Raw genomic sequence first — 21,009 nt, forward strand, 5'->3', positions numbered from 1 at the left:
GTTCGCGGGACGCGCACTCGGGTGGGTCGAGGACGAACGAGGTCCTCGGGCCGGGTCAGCCGTAGAGCTGGAGGAGATGCATCCGTCGATGCTATCCCGGCTCCGGCTCGTCGGCGACCGCCGGGGTGGGTTCCGGGGCCGGCGACCCGCCTAGACTGCCCGGCGATGAGCGAGAACGCGACCGCCGGGGATGTCCCGGCCGACACCCGTCCCTGTGCCCACTGTGGCCGGCCGGTCCCGCAGCGCACCGCCGCGGGTCGACCGTTCCGCTACTGCCGGGACAACGACGGCGCCTGCCAGCGGGCCTCCCGCAACTCTCGGATGCGTCACCGCAACGCGCCCGGGCTCGCCGGGCAGGTGGCCCGGACCTGGGAGGCGGTCGACCGGTTGGACCAGGTGGTCGAGAGCCTGACCGAGGCGCTGCACGCCGAGTTGTCGCCGGTCGGGGTCGAACGGCAGCTCGCGCAGGCACGCGCCGACGCCGCGACCGAGGTCGCCGCCGCGCAGACCGAACGGGACGAGGCCCGCCGGGAGGCCGAGGCGGCCACGGCGGCGCTGACGGTGGCGCACCGGTCGACGGCCGGGGCGGTCGCCGACCGGGCCACCGCGCTCGGGCAGGCCCGGCAGGCCGAGGAGCTGGCCACCGAGGCGTCGACGCGGGCGGTCGAGGCGCTGGCGGAGCGCGACGAGGCGCGGCGGGCGGTGAGCGCCGCGCAGGCGCTGCGTACCCAGGCCGAGGCCGACCGGGACGTGGCCCGCGACGACCTGCGGACGCTGCGGGCGCAGGCGGAGGCCGACCGGCGGACGATGACCGACCTGACCCGGGAACGGGACACCGCCCGCGCCGACGCGTCCCGGGCGACCGCGTCCGCCGCGCGGGCGGTCGAGGCGGCGGAGGAGTTCCGGGAGGTGGCGCAGCAGGCGCAGGGCCGGGCGGAGCGGGCCGAGGCGCAGGCGGCGACGGCGGCGCGGGACGCGGTCGCCGCCGGCGAGCGGGCGCAACGCGACGCCGAGGCGGCGGGGCTGGCGCGGGCGGCGGCGGATCGGGCGCAACGGGACCGGGAGCGGGTCGCCGGGGAGTTGCGGGCCGCGACGGAGGCGACGGCGGCGGCGCAGGCCCGGATCGGTGACCTGGTCGCCCGGCTGGAGGCCGCGCAGGCCGACCGGGACGCTGCGGCCGACCGGGTGGCCCGGCTGTCGGTGCAGGTCAGCGACCTGGCGGCGGCGCTGGCGAGCCTGAGCAGCCGGGCGTTGCCGGCGGCACCCGCCCCGACGGGTCAACTCCCACCCGCCTGAAAAAGGGCGAAACAACCCCAAAAAACCCCAGACCTCATCGGGTACGGTGGTGGCCCCGATCTCGGGTTGCGCCGTCCGGCTACGCTCGGAATGTTTGATCAGAAGTACGTTTACCGAAGGTGTCGGGAATCGCCGACCCGGTACCCATCGTTACACCGATAAGAACCAGCACCACGACCGAGGGGAATGCCGAACATGGGCGAGCGCATGCTGCGCGGAAGCCGTCTGGGAGCAGTCAGCTACGAGTCCGACCGGAACACGGAGCTCGCGCCGCGCCAGACCCGCGAGTACCTCTGCGCCAAGGGTCACCAGTTCGAGGTGCCCTTCGCCGTCGACGCCGAGGTTCCGATCACCTGGGAGTGCAAGTTCGACGGCAGCGTCGCCCGACTGGTGGATGGCACCGAGCCCGAGCAGAAGAAGGCGAAGCCGCCGCGTACCCACTGGGACATGCTGCTGGAGCGCCGTTCGATCGCCGAACTTGAGGACATCCTCGCCGAACGACTCGAAGAGGTACGGACCCGACGCGGTCGCGTCTGAACGAGCACCGGTAACGACAACCACAACCGCCCCACGGCCACCGGCCGTGGGGCGGTTTCGCGTACGGGTGACGGTCAGTTCGGTCGGTGGTCGACGATCTCGCCCTCGATCGCCGGCCCGGTGGCCGGCGGCGGTCGACTGTCGGCGGCGGGTGGGGTCGGCGGTTGCGGCGCCCCGCGGCGCACCCGGACCCGGCGCGGCCCGAACAGGTCACCGGCGACCATCGCCGACACCCGCCGCTCCGTCGCCACCCGCACCCCACGGGCGGCGAGCCGGCGCACCGGCGGAACCACGAGCAGCAGGCCGACGACCCCGCTGACCAGCCCCGGTACGGCCAACAGCAGACCCGCGCCGAGCCCGACGAGCCCGTCGACGACCTGCCTGCCCGGCGGAGCGCCGGCCTCGGCGGCGCTGCGGAACCCACGCCACGCCCGCATGCCCTCGCGGCGCAGCAGCAGCAGACCCAGGACCGACGCGGCGAGCACGAGCAGGATCGTCCACCCGAACCCGATCGCGTGGCCGACCAGGACGAAAACCACGATCTCGATGACCACGGCGAGCAGAAGTGCCAACGGCACCAGTCTCAGCCCTCGGCGCATGTCACCCCATCCGGATGATGAACGGCAGCGGAATCCCGCCCCTCAAGCATGACACGGGCCGGTTCTACGGCCACCGCGACGTGCTGTCGCCGAACCGGGCCCGACGCCGCCCCAACCCGACCCGGCGCTCTTGCAGACACCACAGGGTCACCCGCCACAACGCCTCGGCGATGATCAGCGGACTCATCTTGCTGGCCCCGTGTTTCCGCTCGGCGAAGGTGATCGGCACCTCCACGGTCCGCAAACCGGCCTGATGCGCCCGCCAGGACAGTTCCACCTGGAACGAGTACCCCTGCGAGGCGACCGACTCGAAGTCCATCTTGTCCAACGCCGGCACCCGGTAGATCCGGAACCCACCGGTGGCGTCGGAAACCGGCATACCCAGCGCCAACCGGGTGTACAGGTTCCCGCCACGGGAGAGCACCTGCCGGTGCCACGGCCAGTTGACCACCGCACCGCCGGAGGTCCACCGGGAACCGATGACGACGTCGGCGTCACGGGCCGCGTCAAGCAACCGGGGCAGTTCCTCCGGGGCGTGCGACCCGTCCGCGTCCATCTCCGCGACCGCGTCGTACCCGTGCTCGCGCGCCCAGCCGAACCCGGCCACGTACGCCGCCCCCAGGCCCTGCTTGCCGGACCGGTGCAGCACGTGGACGAACTCGTCCGCGGCGGCGAGCCGGTCGGCGACCGCCCCGGTCCCGTCGGGACTGTTGTCGTCGGCGATCAGGATCTCCACCGTCGGCACCGACTGCCGCAGCCGCTCGGTGATGACGACGACGTTGTCCGCCTCGTTGTAGGTGGGAATGACGACCAGGACCCGCCCCACGCCCGGATAACCCGGCATGCGTTCGACCGCACCGGTTGGCTCACTCACCGATCCTCCGCATCTGCCGCGGCCGCGGGGTCGAGTTCACCCCCCGCCACCGACGGACCGTCTACGGGGACCACCCGGCGGCGGCGAACCACCACGGCCGCCACGAGCGCCGCGACGGCCAACCCCACCAGCACCACCTCGGGCCAGAAACCGACCCGGGTGGCGACCGTACGGGCGTCCCCGAGGTGCACTTCCCGGACCACCACCGCTGGGGTGTTGAACCCGGTTGCACCGGTTACCCGCCCATCGGCCCCGACGAACCCGGACACCCCGACCGTGGAGGCCATGAGTGCCTCACGACCGTGCTCGACCGCCCGTAACCGCACCATCGCCATCTGCTGGAGGGCCTCGGCCTCGTTGAACGTCGCGTTGTTCGTCTGCACCACCAGCAGCTGCGCCCCACCGGTGACGGTGTCCCGGACCACCTCGTCGTAGGCGACCTCGAAACAGATCACGTCGCCGAGGGTGAGCCCGCCGGCGGTGACGACCCCGGGGCGGGTGCCGGCGACGAAGTCGGACCGGACCCGGTCGACCTGCGAGCTGACCTTCCGGGCGATGCTGCGCAACGGGATGTACTCCGCGAACGGCACCGGATGCCGCTTGAAGTACATCTGGTCCAGATCCGGGCCGGTCCCCGGCAGCCACAGCAGCCCCGTGTTGCGGACCTGCCCGGGGCCGGGACCGAGGAGCACCGCGCCGACCAGGATCGGTGCCCGGATCGCATCCGCCGCGGCGGTGATCTCGGCCGCCGCCGTGCTGTCCCGCAGCGGGTCGACGTCGCTGGCGTTCTCCGGCCACACCACCAGGTCCGGTTGCTGCGCCGTCCCGGCGGCGACCCGGGCGGCCAGGTCGATGGTGGCGTTCGCGTGGTTCTCCAGCACCGCCCGCCGCTGGGCGTTGAAGTCCAACCCGAGCCGGGGCACGTTGCCCTGCACGATCGCCACGGTGGCGCTACCGGCACCGGAGCCGCCCCCGAGCGGCACCAGGAACCCGACCAGCACCACCGCACCCGCCGCCCCGAGCGCCGCGTACGGCGCCCAGCCGCCCCGGCCCCCGGCCGTTCCCGTGGGCCGCCGCCCGGTGACCGCCCACCAGGCGGCCGCGACCAGGAACCCGCCGACGAGCGCCGTCCCGAACGTCACCAGCGGCGCCCCACCGACCGCCGCCCACCGCACCAGCGGCGCATCGGCCTGGCTGAACGCCAACCGCCCCCACGGGAACCCGCCGAACGGGGTCCGGTCGCGCAGCGCCTCCTGCGCCACCCACAGCAGCCCGGTCACCACCGGCCACGACCAGCGCCACCGGTCGACGACCGGGCTGACCAGGGCCGTCGCCAGGCCCAGCAGGGCCAGGTAGCCGGCCTGCAAACCGGACAGCAGCAGCCACGGCAGGTCACCGGTGTGCAGGTTCGTCCAACTCAGCATCGGCACGAACAGGGCCAGGCCGGTCAACGCCCCCAGCCCCGCGCCGGCCCGCAACCGGCGGCGGTGGGTCGCGGCCGCGAGCAACGCCACCCCGACCGGCGCCAACCACCACAGCCCGTACGGCGGGAAGGCGGCCAGCAGGGCACCGCCGCCGGCCAGCGCCGCCAGCACCGCTACCCACAGCGGCAGCGGCCGGGGCCGCACCGGGTCCGGGTCCCGACCCGCACCGACCCGCGTGTCCACCATCGTCACCTGTGTCTCACCGCCCGTCCGGCCACCACCGAACCGAACGGCGGTGGATCTCCCCGGCGAAGGCTACCGGCCCGACCCGCGCCCGCCACCACGTCCGCCCCCGACACCACGGGACGACACCGGCCGGCGGGGCCGCCGCGAATGACAAAATCGGGGCGCGGCCAGTGGCCGCGCCCCGACGCTCCCAGGCCCTTCCCGGCCGGTGTGGCAGAGATGACCCGTCACGACCTTCGGACCGACCGGAGGGAGACTGGCTGTCCCCGTCAGGCCGTTGTCTACTGGCCGTGCACGTCATCCTGCCCTTACACCGGTAACCGCGGCCGGTTCGCGCCGCCCCGCCGACCCCCGCCCGCTGGACCTGGCCGCTGCGACATCGAAAACAGTCACTCGGCCAGCGGACGAAGGGACGAAGCGAACAACAGCCGCTTCCCGTAGTAGGACTCAAAGACGGTACGTGGTGCACCCCCGGCCGTGTCAACTGCCAGCGGCCAAGTCAGCCCGACCAATTCGGCGTGTCGGACCCCGCGGGTCGCCGGGTCAGCGCTCACCGAGCAAATGCCGCCGCAGCAACCCGACCGCCGTGTCCGGATGTTCCGCGGCCAGCAACCCCGCGGCGGCCAGCACATACTGATCATCGACGACCGGTGTCGCCGACCTCGGCAACGCCCAACCACCGCCGTGGTCGGTCAACACCGCATCGAGCACCGCCACCGCCTCCCGGGGACCGGCGTGGCGAAGGACACCCCCCGAACCAATCACCAACCGGACGTCGCGCAGATCCCGGCCCGCACCGTCGCCGACCGCCGCGCCCCGCGCGTGCCGCCGCAACGCGACCGTCGCCGCCAACCCGGCGATCCGCCAATCCACCACCCAGGCATCCGGATCAACGGCCAGAAACCCCGGATTCGCGGCCCGCTCCGCCGCCGCGACGGTCAACACCTCCAGCTCACCCGGAGCCAGCATCCGCTCCGCCCGCGCCGCCACCACCACCCCCGGGGCGCTCCACCGCATACCGAGGTCCCCCTCGACCGTCCGGGCCCGCCACAACATCCCCGCCGCCGCCCGCGCCGGCCCCGACGCCCGCTCGTCCGGCGTCAGCACCGAATACACGTCCGTGGTCGCACCACCGACGTCGACGACCACCAGGTCACCGGGAAGCTGGTCGGCGAGCACCTCCACCCCGGTCAGCACCGCCTCCGGGGTCGCCGCCCGGACCAGCCGGGCGAACCGCGTACCACGCGACAACCGCTTCCCGCCGATCACATGCCGCAGGAACACGTCCCGGATCGCCGCCCGCGCCGACAACGGCGCCAACACCCCGATCCGCGGCAACACGTTGTCGGCCACCGTCACCGGCACCCCCCGACCGGCCAACACCCCGACGACCTCCGACCGGACCTCCACGTTGCCGGCCACCACCACCGGCACCCGCCACCGGGCCGCCGCCAACCGGGTCGCGTTGTGCACCAGCACCTCGCCGTCACCGCCGTCGGTGCCGCCGACCAGCAGCACCACGTCCGGCCGCGCCGCCCGCAACCCGGCGAGCCCCGCCCGGTCCAGCCGGCCCGCGCCGACGTGCACCACCCGCGCCCCGGCCGACAACCCCACCTGCTGCCCGGCCCGCGCCGTCACCAACTCCTCGTAACCGACGACCGCCAGACGCAACCCGCCACCGGCCGACGAACACACGTACCACGGCGCACCGGCTGCGGCCGGCACGTCCACCGTCGCCGCCGCCACCGCCGCGTCCAGGCCGTGCAGCACGTCCGAGGCGACCGTCGTCGGCCGCGCCGCCGCCCCCACCAGGGCACCGGTGGCCAACTGCACCACCGCGACCTTCGTGAACGTCGACCCGACATCGGCGCAGACCGCGTACCCGCTCACAGCAACCGCGCCACCGCGCCCGGCGCCCCACCCGGAGGCGGCGCCGGCACCACCACCGTCCCGGTCGCCGTCACCGCCACCACCGGCGGATCCAGCACCGCCGCCGCCGACTCCCCCAACTCCGGCCGCCCCCGACACACCACCCGACACTCGAAGTCGATCTCCCGGCTGCGGGTGCCGACCCGGGTCACCGTCGCCACCACCTCCAGCACGTCACCGGCCCGCATCGGCGCCCGGAACTGCACCTGCGAGTACGACGCGAACAACCCCTCGTCCCCGTCGGTACGGATACACACCTCCGTCGCCACATCCCCGAACAACCCCAACGCGTACGCCCCGTCGACCAGCGCCCCGGCATAGTGCGCGTGCCCGTACGACACATACCGCCGGTGGACCACCGTCAACCCGACCCGCTCGTCGCTCACCGCCGCGCCCCCTTCACCGCACCGACCCGGACCTCCCGGTTGACCACCAACTCGTGCACCAGGTAACTGGCCACCTCACGCGGTGTCGTACCCCGACCGAAGATCCGATCCACCCCCAACTCACCGGTCATCATCTCGTCGAACCTGGGCCCACCGACGATCAGCAACGGCCGCCGCCCCGCCGGCATCGCCTCCCGGAACGCCGCCGACATCTCCCTGGTGTTGTGCAGGTGCGCGTCGCGCTGCGTCACCACCTGCGACACCAGCACCGCGTCGGCCTTCTCCACCCGGGCCGCCTCGACCAGCTCCGGCACACTCACCTGCGCGCCCAGGTTCGTCACCTTCAACTCCCGGTAATATTCCAAACCCTTCTCACCCGCGACCCCCTTGACGTTGAGGATCGCGTCGATCCCGACCGTGTGCGCGTCCGAACCGATACACGCCCCCACCACCGACAACTTGCGCCGCAGCCGGGACTTCACCAACGCGTTGACCTCCTTCGCCGACAGCAACGGGAAGTCCCGCTCCACCACCCGTACGGAATCGAGGTCGACCAGGTGATTCACCCGCCCGTAGACGACGAAGAAGGTGAACCCGTCACCCATCTGCTTCGCGTGCACCAGCATCGCCGGCTCCAGGCCCATCTTCCCGGCCAACTGCAACGCCGCACCCTCGGCCCGCTTGTCGTGCGCGATCGGCAACGTGAACGACACCTGCACCATGCCGTCACCGGTCGTGTCCCCGTACGGCCGCACCACCGGCCCGGTCACGCCGCCACCGCCGCACCCCGGGCGGCCGCCGCGGCCTGGTCCCGTTCCAGCAACTCCGTCGCCGGGTTGTAGTAGCCGTCCGCGTGCACCGCCACCCCGTTGCGGCCCTTGCCCCGGTCCGCCGGCCGCTTCATGATCCCGAACGTGCCCTCGGCGATCGCGTTCAACAACGTGTCGTCGGCGATCCGGGACAACAACCCCACCGCATCGTCCAACACCCGCGCCGCCCGCCGCTGGATGAACCCACCCGACGCCGGCACGAAATCCTCGTGCAACCCACCGGCGGCGTTCAGCACGTACCTGACGTTTTGCAGGGCGATGTCCCGGTCGGACAACCACGGCGTCACCACCGCCTCGGTCATCATCCCGACCAGCAGGATCCCCTGCCCGGTCATCGCCCCCGCCAGGTTGAAGAACCCGTCCAACAGGTTCCCCCGGAACACGTCCCCGGTCATGTGCTTCGTCGGCGGCATCCACTTCAACGGCGCCTCCGGGAACAACTCCCGGGCCAGCAACGCGTGCGCCAACTCCAACCGGAACGACTCCGGCACATCCGGATTGATCTCGAACGCGTGCCCCAACCCCAACTGCCAGTCCGCCAACCCCGCCTCATGCGCGAAGAACTCGTTGAGCAACTGCGACACCGTCACCGTGTGCGCCTCGTCCACCGCGTCCGCCGTGGTCAGGTAGTTGTCCTCACCGGTGTTGATGATGATCCCCGCCCGCGCGTGGACCTGCCGGGAAAACCGCTGGTCGACGAACGTACGGATCGGGTTGATGTCCCGGAACAGAATCCCGTACATCGAATCGTTCAACATCATGTCCAGCCGCTCCAGGCCGGCCAACGCCGCCATCTCCGGCATACACAACCCGGACGCGTAATTCGTCAACCGCACGTACCGGCCCAACTCCCGCGACGACTCGTCCAACGCCGCCCGCATCAGCCGGAAATTCTCCTGCGTCGCGTACGTCCCCGCGAAACCCTCCCGGGTCGCCCCCTCCGGCACGTAGTCCAACAGGGACTGACCCGTCGACCGGATCACCGCGATCACATCCGCACCCGCCCGCGCCGCCGCCTGCGCCTGCGGAATGTCCTCGTAGATATCCCCCGTCGCCACGATCAGATAGATCCACGGCCGCCGCACCGGATCCCCGTACCGCCGCACCAGCCGCTCCCGCTCGACCCGCCGCCGGTCGACCAACCGCAACCCCGCACCCACCGCCCGCCGCGCCGCCGACCTGGCCACCGTCGCCGCCTTCCCCGACGGCACCACGAAACCCACCGACCCGGCCGCCGCCTTCTGCGCCAACAACGTCAGACCGGCACCGACCTCACCACCGGCCAGACCCTCCCGCGCCAACGCGTCGAACACCGGCAACGCCACCCCGTGACCCAACCCGACCTCGGCCACCACGGCGTCGACCAACCGGTTCACCCACGGAATCCCATCCGGATCCGCCCCCGTCACCCCGGCCAGCCGCAACACGGCCCGCTCCACCGACACCGTCGTATGACCACGGGCCAGATCCACCACCGGCTGCCCGGCCCGGCGCGCCAACTCCCGCGCCCGGGCCACCACCGCCGCGTCCAACGCGAGCTTGTCCGTCACGACGTTCCTTCCTCGAAACCCGCCGAGGCGGCTCAGTCGAGCGCCTCGTAGATCACCTGACCGCGCAGCACCGTACGCCGACACACCGGCAACGGCGTCGGATCCGCCGGCCCCCGCAACTCCGCCTCCTCGGCCACCAACACCGGCAACCCCCGGTCGACCCCCGCCGGCGCCGACCACACCGCGAACGTCGCCGGCGCACCCGGCGCCAACACCCCCTCGTCGTCCCGGAACACCGCCCGCCACCCACCCCGGGTGTGCGCCGCGAACGCCGCCCGCCCACTCATCCGCTGCGCCGGATTGAAATGCGCCATCGCCGCCCGCACCGAACCCCACGGATCCAACGGCGTCACCGGCGAATCCGACCCGAACGCCAACGTCACACCCACCCCGTGCATGGCACCCATCGGATTCGACTCCAACGAGCGCGCCACCCCCAACCGCTGCGCGTACATCCGATCCTCGCCACCCCACAACCGGTCGAACGCCGGCTGCATGCTCGCCACGATCCCGTACTCGACAAAACCCGCTATCAACCGCTTACTCATGATCTCCGCGTGCTCCACCCGGTGCCGGGCCGCCCGCAACCGATCCACCCCCAACGACCGGGCCGCCAACGCGAACCCGTCCAACACCGTCGAGATCGCCGCATCCCCGATCGCGTGGAACCCGCCCTGCATCCGATGCGCCGCACAATCCAACAGGTGGTCCCGGACCTGCTCCGCCGACACGTACCCGTGCCCGCACCCACCGCCGTCACCATCGGAGTACGCCGACGACAGATGCGCCGTACGCGAACCCAACGCCCCGTCGGCGAACAGATCCCCACCCGCACCCACCGCGCCCAACTCCCGCGCCCGCGCCGCCCCCGACAACTCACCCCAGTAACCGAACACCTCCGGGCAGCCGTCCCCGGACAACGCCAACACCCCGGTGAAATCCACCTCGTCGGAAATATCCGGACCACCACACTCGTGCACCGCCGCGATCCCCAACGACGCCGCCCGCGCCAACGCCACCCGCTGCGCCGCCGCCCGCTGCGCCCGGGTCACCGACCCGAACGCCAGCGCCCGCACCACGTGGTGCGCGTCCCGCCGCAACCACCCCGACCCGTCGTACCCCGGCGCCGCAACCACCTCGGGGGCCGCCGCCAACAACGCCGACGAACACAACGCCGAATGAATCGACGCCTGCGACAGATACACCGGCCGCCCACCTGCCGCCCGGTCCAACTCCACCGCCGACGGCGGCAACTGGTCCGACCAACTCGACTCGTCCCAGCCATGCCCCAACACCACCGCGTCCACCGGCAACGACGCCGCGAACCCGGCCACCGCCGCCAGCACCGCCGCCGCCGACCCCGCCGACGACAGATCCAACCCGGACAACGCCAGACCGGTATCCGTCGCGTGCACGTGCGCGTCCACGAACGCCGGCGTCACCAACGCACCCGCCAGATCCACCACCCGGTCGGCAACCGGCGCGTCCGCGTCGGCACCGATCCAGGCGATCCGATCGTCCCGGATCAACAACGCGGTCGCCCGAGGGTCACCGGGGCAGTAGAGGTGGCCGCCGCGGTACAGAGTCGAGGGGGAAGTCATGTGATCAGTCTGCCGCGATCCGGGCCTCGAACAACCCACGCACCCCGGCGTCCGACCGCACCAGATCCACCGCCAACTCGGCGTGCCCCGGCACGTACCCGTTCCCGACCAGCATCGTCACGTCGGCGGCCAACCCCTCCGCGCCCAACGCCGCCGCCGCGAAACTCGTCGCCATCGAGAAGAAGATCACCGTACCGCCGTCGGCCGTCGCCAGGATCGCCCCGTGCTCGCACCCCGGCACGTCCACGCACACCACCGTCACGTCCGCCGGACCACCCAGCGCCCCGGTCACCGCCGCCGCCAACGCCACCGGATCACGGGCGTCGGCCAACGCGACCTCCGTCGCCAGCCCGGCCGCGACCAGCCGGTCCCGCTCCGCCGACACCGGCACCACCCCCACCGTACGACCGGCGCCCGCCCGCCGCGCCGCGACCAGCGCCAACGCCCCGCTCTTACCCGCCCCGCCGAGCACCGCCACCGACGGCGACGGGTAACCCGCCACCACCCGCGCGGTCAACGCCGGCGCCCCGCACACGTCCAGTACGGCCAACGCCAACCGCGGATCGAGATCGTCCGGCAGCACCGCGACCACCGACCGGGCGAACAGCACCGCGTACCCGGTGCACGGCACCTGCTCGCCGCGCCCGTCCCAGCCGGCCAGCCCGTCGGTGACGACCAGCGGGGTCAGCGTCAGCGACACCAGCGTCGCGACCCGGTCACCGGGGGACACCCGCAGCGGCGAGGACGGTCCGACCTCGTCCACCACCCCGATCAACATGCCACCCGAACCAGTGACCGGATTGTGCATCTTGCCCCGGTTGGCGATGATGTCCAGCACCTCGGCCCGGACCGCCGACCCGTCCCCACCATGCTTCTCCGACAACTGCCGGAAACTCGCCGCGTCCAGGTTCAACCGCTCCACCCGGATCCGCACCTCGTCCACGCCCACCGGACCACCCGGATCCAACCGCCACGCCGCCTGCGGCAACACGCCCGCCGGTTCGAGCACGCGGTGCAGCCCCACGGGTGAGGTCATCGAAGCGCCCCTTCCAGACACAGTCACGCTGCCAACAGATCGCAGCACGGGAAAACTTACGGCAGAATAATTCCTCTACAGGATATTTTCCAGTAGCCTTCGGATCGTCACCGGTACCGCGCAGCCTGAGGAGGGTCCGTGACGCAGACACAACCAGTTGAGGCCATCCCAGCGCCCCGACCGACCGACACCGCGACACCACTGGCCGCCCAGCCCTACGAATACCGCCGCCGACCCCTGGTCGAACCCGACTGGACCCGCTTCCCCGGCTGGCGCCACATCACCCGCGAACAGTGGGAATCCGCCCAGTGGCAACGCGTCAACTGCGTCAAGAACGCCAAACAGCTGCGCGCCGTACTCGGCGACCTCGTCGACGACAGCTTCTACACCGACCTCGCCGCCGACCAGGCCGCGCTCGCCACCATGTCGATGCTGGTCCCACCACAGATGATCAACACCATGGTGCCGGACGCCCCGATGACCACCGAGGCATTCCTGGCCGACCCGATCCGGCGCTACATGATCCCGGTCGCCTCCGACCGCCGCACCGACTGGCCATCACACCCGTACGCGACCCGGGACTCACTCCACGAACACGACATGTGGGTCGCCGAGGGGCTCACCCACCGCTACCCCACCAAGGTCCTCGCCGAACTGCTCTCCACCTGCCCCCAGTACTGCGGGCACTGCACCCGGATGGACCTCGTCGGCAACTCCACCCCGGCCGTCGACAAACTCAAACTCAGCCTCAAGCCGGTCGAACGCTACGACGCCCACATCGGCTACCTGCGCGCCCACCCCGGCGTACGCGACATCGTCGTCTCCGGCGGCGACGTGGCCAACGTCCCCTGGCGCAACCTTGAGTCCTACCTGATGCGGCTGCTCGAAATCGAAACCATCCGCGACATCCGGCTCGCCACCAAGGCGCTGATGGGACTCCCCCAGCACTGGTTGCAGCCCGACGTCGTCGAGGGCCTGGAACGGGTCGCCCGGACCGCCGCCCGACGCGGCGTCAACCTCGCCATCCACACCCACGTCAACCACGCCCAGTCGCTCACCCCGCTGGTCGCCCGCGCCGCCCAGACCGCACTTGAGGTCGGCGTACGCGACGTACGCAACCAGGGCGTGCTGATGCGCGGGGTGAACGCCACCGCACCCGACCTGCTCGACCTCTGCTTCGCACTCCAGGGCGAGGCCGGAATCCTGCCGTACTACTTCTACATGTGCGACATGATCCCGAACGCCGAACACTGGCGGGTGCCGGTCTGGCACGCCCAACAACTCCAGCACGACATGATGGGCTACCTGCCCGGTTACGCCACCCCACGGATCGTCTGCGACGTACCGTTCGTCGGCAAGCGCTGGGTGCACATGCTCACCGAGTACGACCGCGAGCGCGGCATCTCCTACTGGACCAAGAACTACCGCACCTCGATCGAGTCGGCCGACCTGACCGCCCTCGGCCGCCGGTACGCCTACTACGACCCGATCGACACCCTGCCCGAATCGGGTAGGGCCTGGTGGACCACGCACGACCCGACCTGATCTTCGTACGAACACCAGTGGGGCCACCGGTACATACCGGTGGCCCCACTGTCGTCTATGCGCCTACTTGTTGAATGATTCCTTCATGTTCTTGCCGGCGTCCTTGACGTTCTCGCCGGCCTGCTTGGCCTTGGCGCCGGCCTGCTGACGAGAGCCCTCGGCGCGCATCTGCTCGTTGTCGGTCTTGTCGCCAAACTTCTCCTTGGCGGCGCCCGTCATCTGGTCGGCCTTCTGCTTGGCCTTATCGGTGAGGCTCATCTCGACTCCTCGTGACTAGTCCGGTGTTCGGCCACCCGATGAGTCCCCGGTCCGGCATCGGTGAAAACCTGTGGATGGGTGGCGCACACCCCGTAGTTCGTCCTAGGAAGCTAGGTGCATCGAACGTGCTTAACTAACCGGGTGACTGAGATCGTTCTCATCCGGCACGGCGAAACCGAGTGGAGTGCCGCGCACCGGCACACCTCGTACACCGATCTGGGCCTTAGCCCCGACGGCGAGCGGGAGGCCCGCGCGGTCCGCGACCAGCTCGCCGGCCGGGCCTTCACCGCCGTCCTGGCCAGCCCCCGGACCCGGGCGCTGCGCACCGCCGAACTCGCCGGCCTGACCGTCACCTCGGTCGACGACAACCTCGCCGAGTGGAACTACGGCAGCTACGAGGGCCGCACCACCGCCCAGATCCAGCGGGAACGCCCCGACTGGAACCTGTGGACCGACGGCTGCCCGGAGGGCGAGTCCCCCGACCAGGTCGGCGCCCGACTCGACCGGATCCTGGACCGGGCCGCCGACCTGCTCGCCGACGGGGATGTCGCCCTGGTCGCCCACGGGCACAGCCTCCGGGTGGCCGGCGCCCGCTGGATCGGGCTACCCGCCAGCGGCGGCGGCCTCCTCCGGCTGGACACCGCCACCATCTCCGCCCTCGGTCACGAGCACGGACGCCGGGTGATCCAACGCTGGAACACCGGCGGCGCGGCCAGCCTCACCGCGCCGGGCGGCTGATCCGCGGCGGCCGACTCTCGTAGGGGGTGGACAGGACCACGGTGGTCCGGGTCGTCACGCTCGCCGAGGTACGGATCTCCTGCAACACCCGCTCCAGGTCCGCCGGACTCGCGACCCGGACCAGCAGCAGGTAATTGTCCTCCCCCGCCACCGAGTAGCAGGACTCGATCTCCGGCAGGTGGGCCAGCCGCTCCGGCGCGTCGTCCGGCTGCGACGGGTCGAACGGCCGGACCGCCACGAAGGCCGTCAGCGGCAACTCCAGCGCGTCGAACGACACCCGGGCGGTGTAACCGGTGATGACACCGCGCTGTTCCAGCCGGCGTACCCGCTGGTGCACCGCGGACACCGACAGCCCCACCTTCTCGGCCAGATCGGTGTACGACAAGCGGCCGTCGGCGGTCAGCGCGGCGATGATGGCACGGTCGACTTCCTCCACGCGAAGAACCTACCGGCAAAGGCCCTCATCCGACGAAATCGATCCCACGGACGCGCCGCCGCACGGCCGTGGCTGGTGGTGGGCCTGTCGCCGCGCGGGAGGTGGCGGGGCCCGCCGGGTTGGCACCCAGGGGCCCCGCCGATCAGGCCGCCGGGAGTTCGAAGCCGAGCCGAGCCACCGTGCCCCAGCGGTCGACCTGCCGGGTCAGCACGTAGATGGACTCGAACGCCGCCAGCCGCCCGCCCCGCTCGTCCAGCCGGGCGAACCGGGTCCGCACGTGCACCTGGTCGGGGGTCGAGGGCAACGCCTCGACCGACTCCCAGACGCTGCGCCGCCAGCCCGTCGCGAGCAGCAGGGCCAACTCCGGCTCGGACCGCTTGACGTAGTCGTCACGGTCGGGCCAGACCGTGACGACACCCTCCTGGACGCGAATGTGCGGGTAGTGCAGGGTGTCCGCCCACGCGCCCACGTCGTGGCTGTTGAGCGCACCGAGGAAGTCGTCGAGCGCGGCCAACGCCCGGTCGATGTCACTCATTCGACGATCGCCTGATGGACGAACTGACGCAGCCGCGAGTGCAGCGGCAGCGCGCTGGACGGCATCAGCTGGGTGAGGAAGACGGCGGTCAGCTCCTCGGCCGGGTCCACCCAGAAGATCGTGCTCGCCGCGCTGTGCCAGCCGTACTCGCCGTCGCTTCCGGGGACCTTGGTGGCGGCGCTGTCCAGCACCACCGCGAAGCCGAGCCCGAAACCGACGCCGGCCATCGGCATGTCCGAGAAGACCGGCCGTCCCACCGTCCGGAGGTCGGCGCCCCCGGGCAGGTGGTTGCGGGTCATGTACGACACCGTGCGCGGGCCGAGGACACGGACGCCGTCCACCTCGCCACCGCCGAGCAGCAGCCGACCGAGGCGCAGGTAGTCATCCAGGGTGGACACGAGACCGGCGCTGCCGGACAGGCAGGCCGGCTCGACGGTGCCGAGCGTGCCCAGCCCGTCGTTGCGCACGATCCCACCGTTGGGGCCGACGGTGTAGAAGGCGGCCAACCGGTCCCGCTGGCCGGCGTCCGCCACGAAGCCGGTGTCCCGCATGCCCAGCGGGCCGAGAATCCGGTCGGCGAAGAACTTGTCCAGCGGCTGCCCGGACGCGACCTCGATCACCCGGCCGAGCACGTCGCTGGAGACACCGTAGTTCCATCCGGTACCGGGCTGGAACAGCAGCGGGAACTCGGCCCAGGCGGCGCAGCACTCGGCCAGGCTCAGGCCCGGCGGCGTGCTCCACTCGTACCCGGCGGCGGTGTAGATCTCGTCCACCGGGTGGGCGCGGTGGAAGCCGTAGGTGAGGCCGGAGGTGTGCGAGAGCAGGTGCCAGACCCGGATCGGCTCACTGAGCGGGTCGGTGACCGGCCGGGACGGCGGTCCCTGGCGGTACACCCGGGCGTTGGCGAACTCGGGAATGTACCGTTCGATCGGATCCTGTAGCGACAGGGCTCCCTCCTCGACCAGCGCGAGTGCCGCGATCGACGTGATCGGCTTGGTCATCGACCACAGCCGGTAGATGGTGTCCCGTTCGACCGGCAGTCCCGCCTCCCGGTCGCGCTGGCCGCCGAACGACTCGTACGCCAGCTCGCCCCGCCGACTGACCGCGAACGACCAGCCGGGCAGCCGGCCGGCGTCCACCAGGGAGGACAGGTAGCGGTCGAGCCGGGCGAGCCGGGCACCGTCGAGGCCCGCGCGCACCGCGCCGGCCAGATCGCTTCGCTCCCGCACTGTCATCGCCACACCCTTTCGTTGGAAACTCGAATTCTTGTTCGAAGATCGACGAATAATCTAATATCGGACCCATGACCGCTTCGTTGTCGCTGTCCGCGGAGGATCTGCTCTCCACCACCCGCGCGGTACGGCTGCGCCTGGACCTCACCCGCCCGGTCGAGCCGGAGGTGATCAAGCGCTGCGTCGAACTGGCCTGCCAGGCGCCGACCGGGCGCAACCGGCAGCGCTGGGACTTCGTGGTCGTCACCGACCCCGGTCGCCGCCGCGCCCTCGCCGACCTCTACCGCCTCGGCCTTCGGGCGCCGACCCAGCCGGTGCCCTACGACGGGGTCGACCGTTCGGCCGGCGACCCGGCCGCGCAGCAGCGGATGTCGCGCAGCGCCCAGCACCTGTTCGAGCACCTGCACGAGGTGCCGGCGCTGGTCGTACCGACGGTGCGGGTCGTGCGCGTGCGCGAACCGTCCATCGTGCACCAGGCGAACACCTGGGGCTCGATCCTGCCGGCGGTGTGGAGCTTCATGCTGGCCGCCCGCGCACACGGACTCGGCACCGCCTGGACCACCCCCCACCTGCACTACGAGCGGGAGGCCGCGGAACTGCTCGGCATCCCGTACGCGACCGTGATGCAGGTGGCGCTCAGCCCGCTCGCGTACACGATCGGCACCGACTTCCGGGTCGGGCCGCGCGTCGACGTGGGTGAGGTGCTGCACCTGAACCGTTGGTGACCGCCTCACGACACACCGACCCGGGCGGGGGAAAGCCGGCGCACCATCTCCCGGGCCGCCTCGGGACCGCCGCCGAACTCCGGCGCCGGCACCAGCGCCAGCGCCGGTACGTCGATCCCGGCGGCCACGTACCGGGCCACGTGTGCCGCACACTCCTGCGGTGAGCCGTGCACGAGCAGCGCGTCCACGATGTCGTCCGGGATAGCGGCCTGCGCCCCGGCCCGGTCGCCCACCGCCCAGGCCGCCCGCACCGGGGCCAGCCGCTCGCCGCGGCCCAGCCAGTCGTGGAACGCGCTGTAGGTGCGGGCGTTCAGGATCGGCGCGAGCAGGCGACGCCCGACCGCGCGGGCGTACGTCACGTCGCGGGTCGGGCAGACGAACAGACGCGCCATCAGCTCTCCCCCGCCCAGCGCGGCCACCACCGCGGGCACGTCCTCGACCGCGAGGAAGTTGGTGGCCGCGCCGTCCGCCTCCCGCCCGGCCAGCCCGAGCATTCCCGGCCGGAGCGCGCCGACGATCAGCCTCGGTGGCGGATGGGGCAGGGCGGCGAGTTGGAACCCCTCGATGCGGAAGCTGCCGAAGTCGCCGGCGACGTACTCCCCGGCGAACGCGGCGCGCAGGAACCGGAGCGTGTCGCGCACCCGCTGGTACGGGCGCTCGAACGGGATGCCGTTGGTGGCGGTCACGAACGGTGGCCCGGACGAGCCGATGCCGAGGGTGAACCCGCCCGGAGCCGCGCCGGCCAGCGTTGCCGCGGTCATCGCCAGCAGCGCGGGGCCACGGGTCTGCACCGGTACGACCGCGGTGCCGAGGTGCAGCTCCGGAGCCCACGCGGCGGCCAACGCCAGGGGAACGAAACCGTCCGCGCCGGCCGCCTCGCCGGTCCACACGTCGGTGTAGCCCAGGTCAGGCAGTTCCTCGACGATCCGCCGGTGCGCGTACGGTGGCACGCCCGGCAGGGGCAGGGTCACGCCGTAACGCACGACGTGTCCCTTCGGGCGGCTGTTACGCCGGCACCGGCTCCCCGACCAGCGACAGCACGGTGTCGAGCAGGCCGGGGAAGCGCCGGCCCACCTCGTCGTGGCGCAGCGTCAGGTAGTGCCGGGTGCCGACGATCCGGGTGCGGGTCAGTCCGGCCTCGCGGAGCACCCGGAAGTGGTGCGACATGCTCGACTTGCTCACCGGCATTTCGAGCTCGTTGCAGCACAGCTCGCCGTCGACCGACAACCGCTGCACCACGCTCAGCCGAATCGGGTCGCTGAGCGCGTTGAAGACCGCGCTGAGGCAGACATCGTCCAGCAGGGGGTGTTGCAGATCCCGCATCGCGACCTCGCCGGGTGAGTTGCCGGTGTGCCGCGTAAAGATTACAACATTTACCGACCTTCGAACCATCGAAGCCCACGCTCACCACCGCACCCGCACCCGGTACCGGCGCAGCCACGCGTCGAGCAGCAGCGCCCTGGGCAGCCACGGCGGCGGGCTGTACGTACCGGTGGACCACACGTCGCCGTCCAGCAGCGGCCGCAGCGCGTCCGCGTTCAGCAGCGGCCGGGCCGGCGAGGACGGGTCGCCGAGCAGGTCGCGTACCGCGTCCCGGATCGCCGTCAGGTACTCCGGGCTCTGCCCGAACGGGAAGCCGCTCTTGGGTCGCCGTACCACCTGCTCGGGCAGCAGGTCGGCGGTCGCCTCGCGGAGCACACCCTTCTCCTGGCCGCCGAGGCGCTTGATCGACCAGGGCACGTTCCACAGGTACTCGACCAGGCGGTGGTCGCAGAACGGCACCCTGACCTCCAGCCCGAGCCGCATGCTCATCCGGTCCTTGCGGTCCAGCAGGAACGGCAGGAAGCGGGTGATCTGTAGGTGGAACACCTCCCGCATCCGCCGGTCGACGCCCTGCTCGCCGGGCAGCCGGGGCACCTCGGCCACCGCCTCGGCGTACCGGTCGGCCATGGCCGCGTCCAGGTCCAGGTGGGCACGCAGGTCGGCGGAGAGCATGGCGCCCCGGTTGGTGATCCCGGCCGACCAGGGGAAGTTGCCGCTGTCCCGGGCCGCCTCGGCGGCGAACCAGGGGTAGCCGCCGAAGATGTCGTCCGCGCCCTCCCCGGACAGTGCCACGGTGGTGTGCCGGCGGACCTCACGGAAGAGCAGGTACAGCGAGACGTCGAGGTCGCCGACGCCGGGGATGTCCCGAGCGGCGACGGTGGTCGCCAGCTCGCCGAGCAGGCTCGGCGCGTCGAGGATCACGTCGGTGTGATCGGTGGCGAGGTGGTCGACGACCGCGGCGACGTACGGCGCGTCCCGGCTCACGTGCAGGGCGTCGGCCTTGAAGTCGGTGTCCGCGCCGGCGAAGTCGACCGAGTACGTGTTGAGCTTGCCGCCCTGGCCGGCGAGCTGCTCGGCGGCCAGGGCACAGAGCACGCTGGAGTCGAGACCACCGGAGAGCAGGGCACCCAGCGGTACGTCGGAGACGAGCTGGCGGGCGACCGTGTCCTCCAGCAGTCCCCGGATCGTGGCGATCGTCTGCTCCGGGCTGTCGGTGTGCGGACGGCTCTCCAGCGCCCAGTACCGCCGGTGGTGGGTGCCGGACCGGTCCAACCGGACCGTCCAACCCGGGCGGACCTCGCGCAGCCCCCGGAAGACGGCGTCACCGGGGCGCTTCGCCGCCACGGAAAAGACGTCGACCAGCCCGTCCGGGTCGACCTCCGGCACGAAGAGGTCGTTGGCCAGCAGTGCCTTGGGTTCGGAGCCGAAGAGCAGCCCGCCCTCGTACTCGTGGTAGTAGAGCGGTTTGATGCCGAGCCGGTCCCGGGCCAGCAACAGCGTCTCGGTACGCCGGTCCCAGATGGCGAACGCGAACATGCCGTTGAGCCGGGACACGACGTCCTCGCCCCACTGGAGGTACGCCCGCAGCAGCACCTCGGTGTCCGACCGGGTACGGAACGCGTGCCCGTACCCGGTCAGCTCGGTGCGCAGCTCGCGGAAGTTGTAGATCTCGCCGCTGAAGGTGAGCACCGCTTCGGCGCCGTCCCGCTCGGCGGCCATCGGTTGCGCGCCGCCCTCGATGTCGATGACCGCGAGGCGCCGATGCCCGAACGCGAGCCGGGGCGAGAGCCACAACCCGTCGCCGTCCGGGCCGCGACAGGCCATCGTCTCGGTCATGGCCCGCACCGTCGCCGCCTCGGCGGCCACGTCCCGGTGCCAGTCCAGCCATCCAGCGATGCCGCACATGCTG

The 21,009-nt window shown here is 71.8% G+C and carries 21 protein-coding genes; 5 read left to right on the forward strand and 16 right to left on the reverse strand.

From position 1 onward, the window contains the following. Nucleotides 1–165 precede the first annotated feature (165 nt). Both OG792_RS16460 and OG792_RS16465 read left to right on the forward strand, forming a co-directional pair. Nucleotides 166–1,296 carry a hypothetical protein gene (locus OG792_RS16460; RefSeq protein ID WP_329110591.1) on the forward strand — a complete coding sequence of 377 codons (1,131 nt, stop codon included), beginning with the start codon at nt 166–168 and terminating at the stop codon, nt 1,294–1,296. A 195-nt stretch (nt 1,297–1,491) separates the two neighbouring features. After that, nucleotides 1,492–1,833 (forward strand): RNA polymerase-binding protein RbpA, encoded by a 342-nt coding sequence (locus OG792_RS16465; RefSeq protein ID WP_326558423.1) that lies wholly within the window; start codon nt 1,492–1,494, stop codon nt 1,831–1,833. A gap of 74 nt (nt 1,834–1,907) precedes the next feature. On the opposite strand, the gene OG792_RS16470 is transcribed toward OG792_RS16465, so the two are convergent. The 9 genes from OG792_RS16470 to OG792_RS16510 all read right to left on the reverse strand — a co-directional run bounded on the left by OG792_RS16470 (nt 1,908) and on the right by OG792_RS16510 (nt 12,308). Continuing rightward, a complete protein-coding gene (locus tag OG792_RS16470; RefSeq protein WP_329110594.1) occupies nt 1,908–2,432 on the reverse strand; it encodes an FxsA family protein in 525 nt (174 codons plus the stop codon). 64 nt (nt 2,433–2,496) lie between these two features. Further along, on the reverse strand, nt 2,497–3,276 hold the full coding sequence (locus OG792_RS16475; RefSeq protein WP_329111296.1) for a polyprenol monophosphomannose synthase: 780 nt from the start codon (nt 3,274–3,276) through the stop codon (nt 2,497–2,499). Nucleotides 3,277–3,302: 26 nt separating this feature from the next. Continuing rightward, nucleotides 3,303–4,976: an apolipoprotein N-acyltransferase gene (gene lnt / locus OG792_RS16480; RefSeq protein ID WP_329111297.1), complete on the reverse strand. Its 1,674-nt coding sequence runs from the start codon at nt 4,974–4,976 to the stop codon at nt 3,303–3,305. Between the two features lie 543 nt (nt 4,977–5,519). Further along, the gene (locus OG792_RS16485) at nt 5,520–6,866 is read right to left on the reverse strand and encodes a glutamate mutase L (protein WP_329110595.1); all 1,347 of its coding nucleotides are present in this window, start codon (nt 6,864–6,866) and stop codon (nt 5,520–5,522) included. Next, entirely contained in the window at nt 6,863–7,291 is a 429-nt protein-coding gene (locus OG792_RS16490) for a hotdog domain-containing protein (protein WP_329110596.1), read from the reverse strand. Before OG792_RS16490 ends, OG792_RS16485 begins: the two co-directional genes overlap by 4 nt. Then, entirely contained in the window at nt 7,288–8,061 is a 774-nt protein-coding gene (locus OG792_RS16495) for an OAM dimerization domain-containing protein (RefSeq protein ID WP_329110597.1), read from the reverse strand. Before OG792_RS16495 ends, OG792_RS16490 begins: the two co-directional genes overlap by 4 nt. Next, nucleotides 8,058–9,671, reverse strand: a complete 1,614-nt coding sequence (locus tag OG792_RS16500; protein WP_329110598.1) for a lysine 5,6-aminomutase subunit alpha — start codon at nt 9,669–9,671, stop codon at nt 8,058–8,060. The genes OG792_RS16495 and OG792_RS16500 overlap by 4 nt, the downstream gene beginning before the upstream one ends. Nucleotides 9,672–9,703: 32 nt before the next feature. Further along, complete coding sequence (locus OG792_RS16505) at nt 9,704–11,272, reverse strand: amidohydrolase (protein WP_329110599.1); 1,569 nt, start codon at nt 11,270–11,272, stop codon at nt 9,704–9,706. 4 nt (nt 11,273–11,276) lie between these two features. Next, nucleotides 11,277–12,308, reverse strand: coding sequence for a zinc-binding alcohol dehydrogenase (locus tag OG792_RS16510; protein ID WP_329110600.1), 1,032 nt, complete (start codon nt 12,306–12,308; stop codon nt 11,277–11,279). A 138-nt stretch (nt 12,309–12,446) separates the two neighbouring features. Between OG792_RS16510 and OG792_RS16515 the strand changes: the two genes are divergently transcribed. Further along, complete coding sequence (locus OG792_RS16515; protein ID WP_442932427.1) at nt 12,447–13,853, forward strand: KamA family radical SAM protein; 1,407 nt, start codon at nt 12,447–12,449, stop codon at nt 13,851–13,853. 63 nt (nt 13,854–13,916) lie between these two features. Here OG792_RS16515 and OG792_RS16520 read toward each other — a convergent pair whose 3' ends face one another. Then, a complete protein-coding gene (locus tag OG792_RS16520) occupies nt 13,917–14,111 on the reverse strand; it encodes a CsbD family protein (RefSeq protein ID WP_329110602.1) in 195 nt (64 codons plus the stop codon). Nucleotides 14,112–14,252: 141 nt separating this feature from the next. Between OG792_RS16520 and OG792_RS16525 the strand changes: the two genes are divergently transcribed. Further along, entirely contained in the window at nt 14,253–14,849 is a 597-nt protein-coding gene (locus OG792_RS16525) for a histidine phosphatase family protein (protein WP_329110603.1), read from the forward strand. Here OG792_RS16525 and OG792_RS16530 read toward each other — a convergent pair. The 3 genes from OG792_RS16530 to OG792_RS16540 form a co-directional block, all read right to left on the reverse strand. Further along, nucleotides 14,830–15,285, reverse strand: a complete 456-nt coding sequence (locus tag OG792_RS16530) for an Lrp/AsnC family transcriptional regulator (protein WP_329110605.1) — start codon at nt 15,283–15,285, stop codon at nt 14,830–14,832. The genes OG792_RS16525 and OG792_RS16530 overlap by 20 nt on opposite strands. Before the next feature lie 142 nt (nt 15,286–15,427). Then, nucleotides 15,428–15,820, reverse strand: a complete 393-nt coding sequence (locus OG792_RS16535; RefSeq protein WP_329110607.1) for a hypothetical protein — start codon at nt 15,818–15,820, stop codon at nt 15,428–15,430. Continuing rightward, nucleotides 15,817–17,055: a serine hydrolase domain-containing protein gene (locus OG792_RS16540; RefSeq protein WP_329110609.1), complete on the reverse strand. Its 1,239-nt coding sequence runs from the start codon at nt 17,053–17,055 to the stop codon at nt 15,817–15,819. Before OG792_RS16540 ends, OG792_RS16535 begins: the two co-directional genes overlap by 4 nt. A gap of 68 nt (nt 17,056–17,123) precedes the next feature. Between OG792_RS16540 and OG792_RS16545 the strand changes: the two genes are divergently transcribed. Then, nucleotides 17,124–17,777 (forward strand): nitroreductase family protein, encoded by a 654-nt coding sequence (locus OG792_RS16545; RefSeq protein WP_329110610.1) that lies wholly within the window; start codon nt 17,124–17,126, stop codon nt 17,775–17,777. A gap of 5 nt (nt 17,778–17,782) precedes the next feature. On the opposite strand, the gene OG792_RS16550 is transcribed toward OG792_RS16545, so the two are convergent. The 3 genes from OG792_RS16550 to asnB form a co-directional block, all read right to left on the reverse strand. Then, a complete protein-coding gene (locus OG792_RS16550) occupies nt 17,783–18,748 on the reverse strand; it encodes an LLM class F420-dependent oxidoreductase (RefSeq protein ID WP_442932478.1) in 966 nt (321 codons plus the stop codon). 34 nt (nt 18,749–18,782) lie between these two features. Further along, nucleotides 18,783–19,100: an ArsR/SmtB family transcription factor gene (locus OG792_RS16555; protein WP_329110612.1), complete on the reverse strand. Its 318-nt coding sequence runs from the start codon at nt 19,098–19,100 to the stop codon at nt 18,783–18,785. Nucleotides 19,101–19,181: 81 nt separating this feature from the next. Continuing rightward, nucleotides 19,182–21,005 carry an asparagine synthase (glutamine-hydrolyzing) gene (asnB, locus tag OG792_RS16560; protein ID WP_329110613.1) on the reverse strand — a complete coding sequence of 608 codons (1,824 nt, stop codon included), beginning with the start codon at nt 21,003–21,005 and terminating at the stop codon, nt 19,182–19,184. Nucleotides 21,006–21,009: the final 4 nt, after the last annotated feature.

It is taken from the genome of Micromonospora sp. NBC_01699, from assembly GCF_036250065.1.
GTDB lineage: Bacteria > Actinomycetota > Actinomycetes > Mycobacteriales > Micromonosporaceae > Micromonospora_G.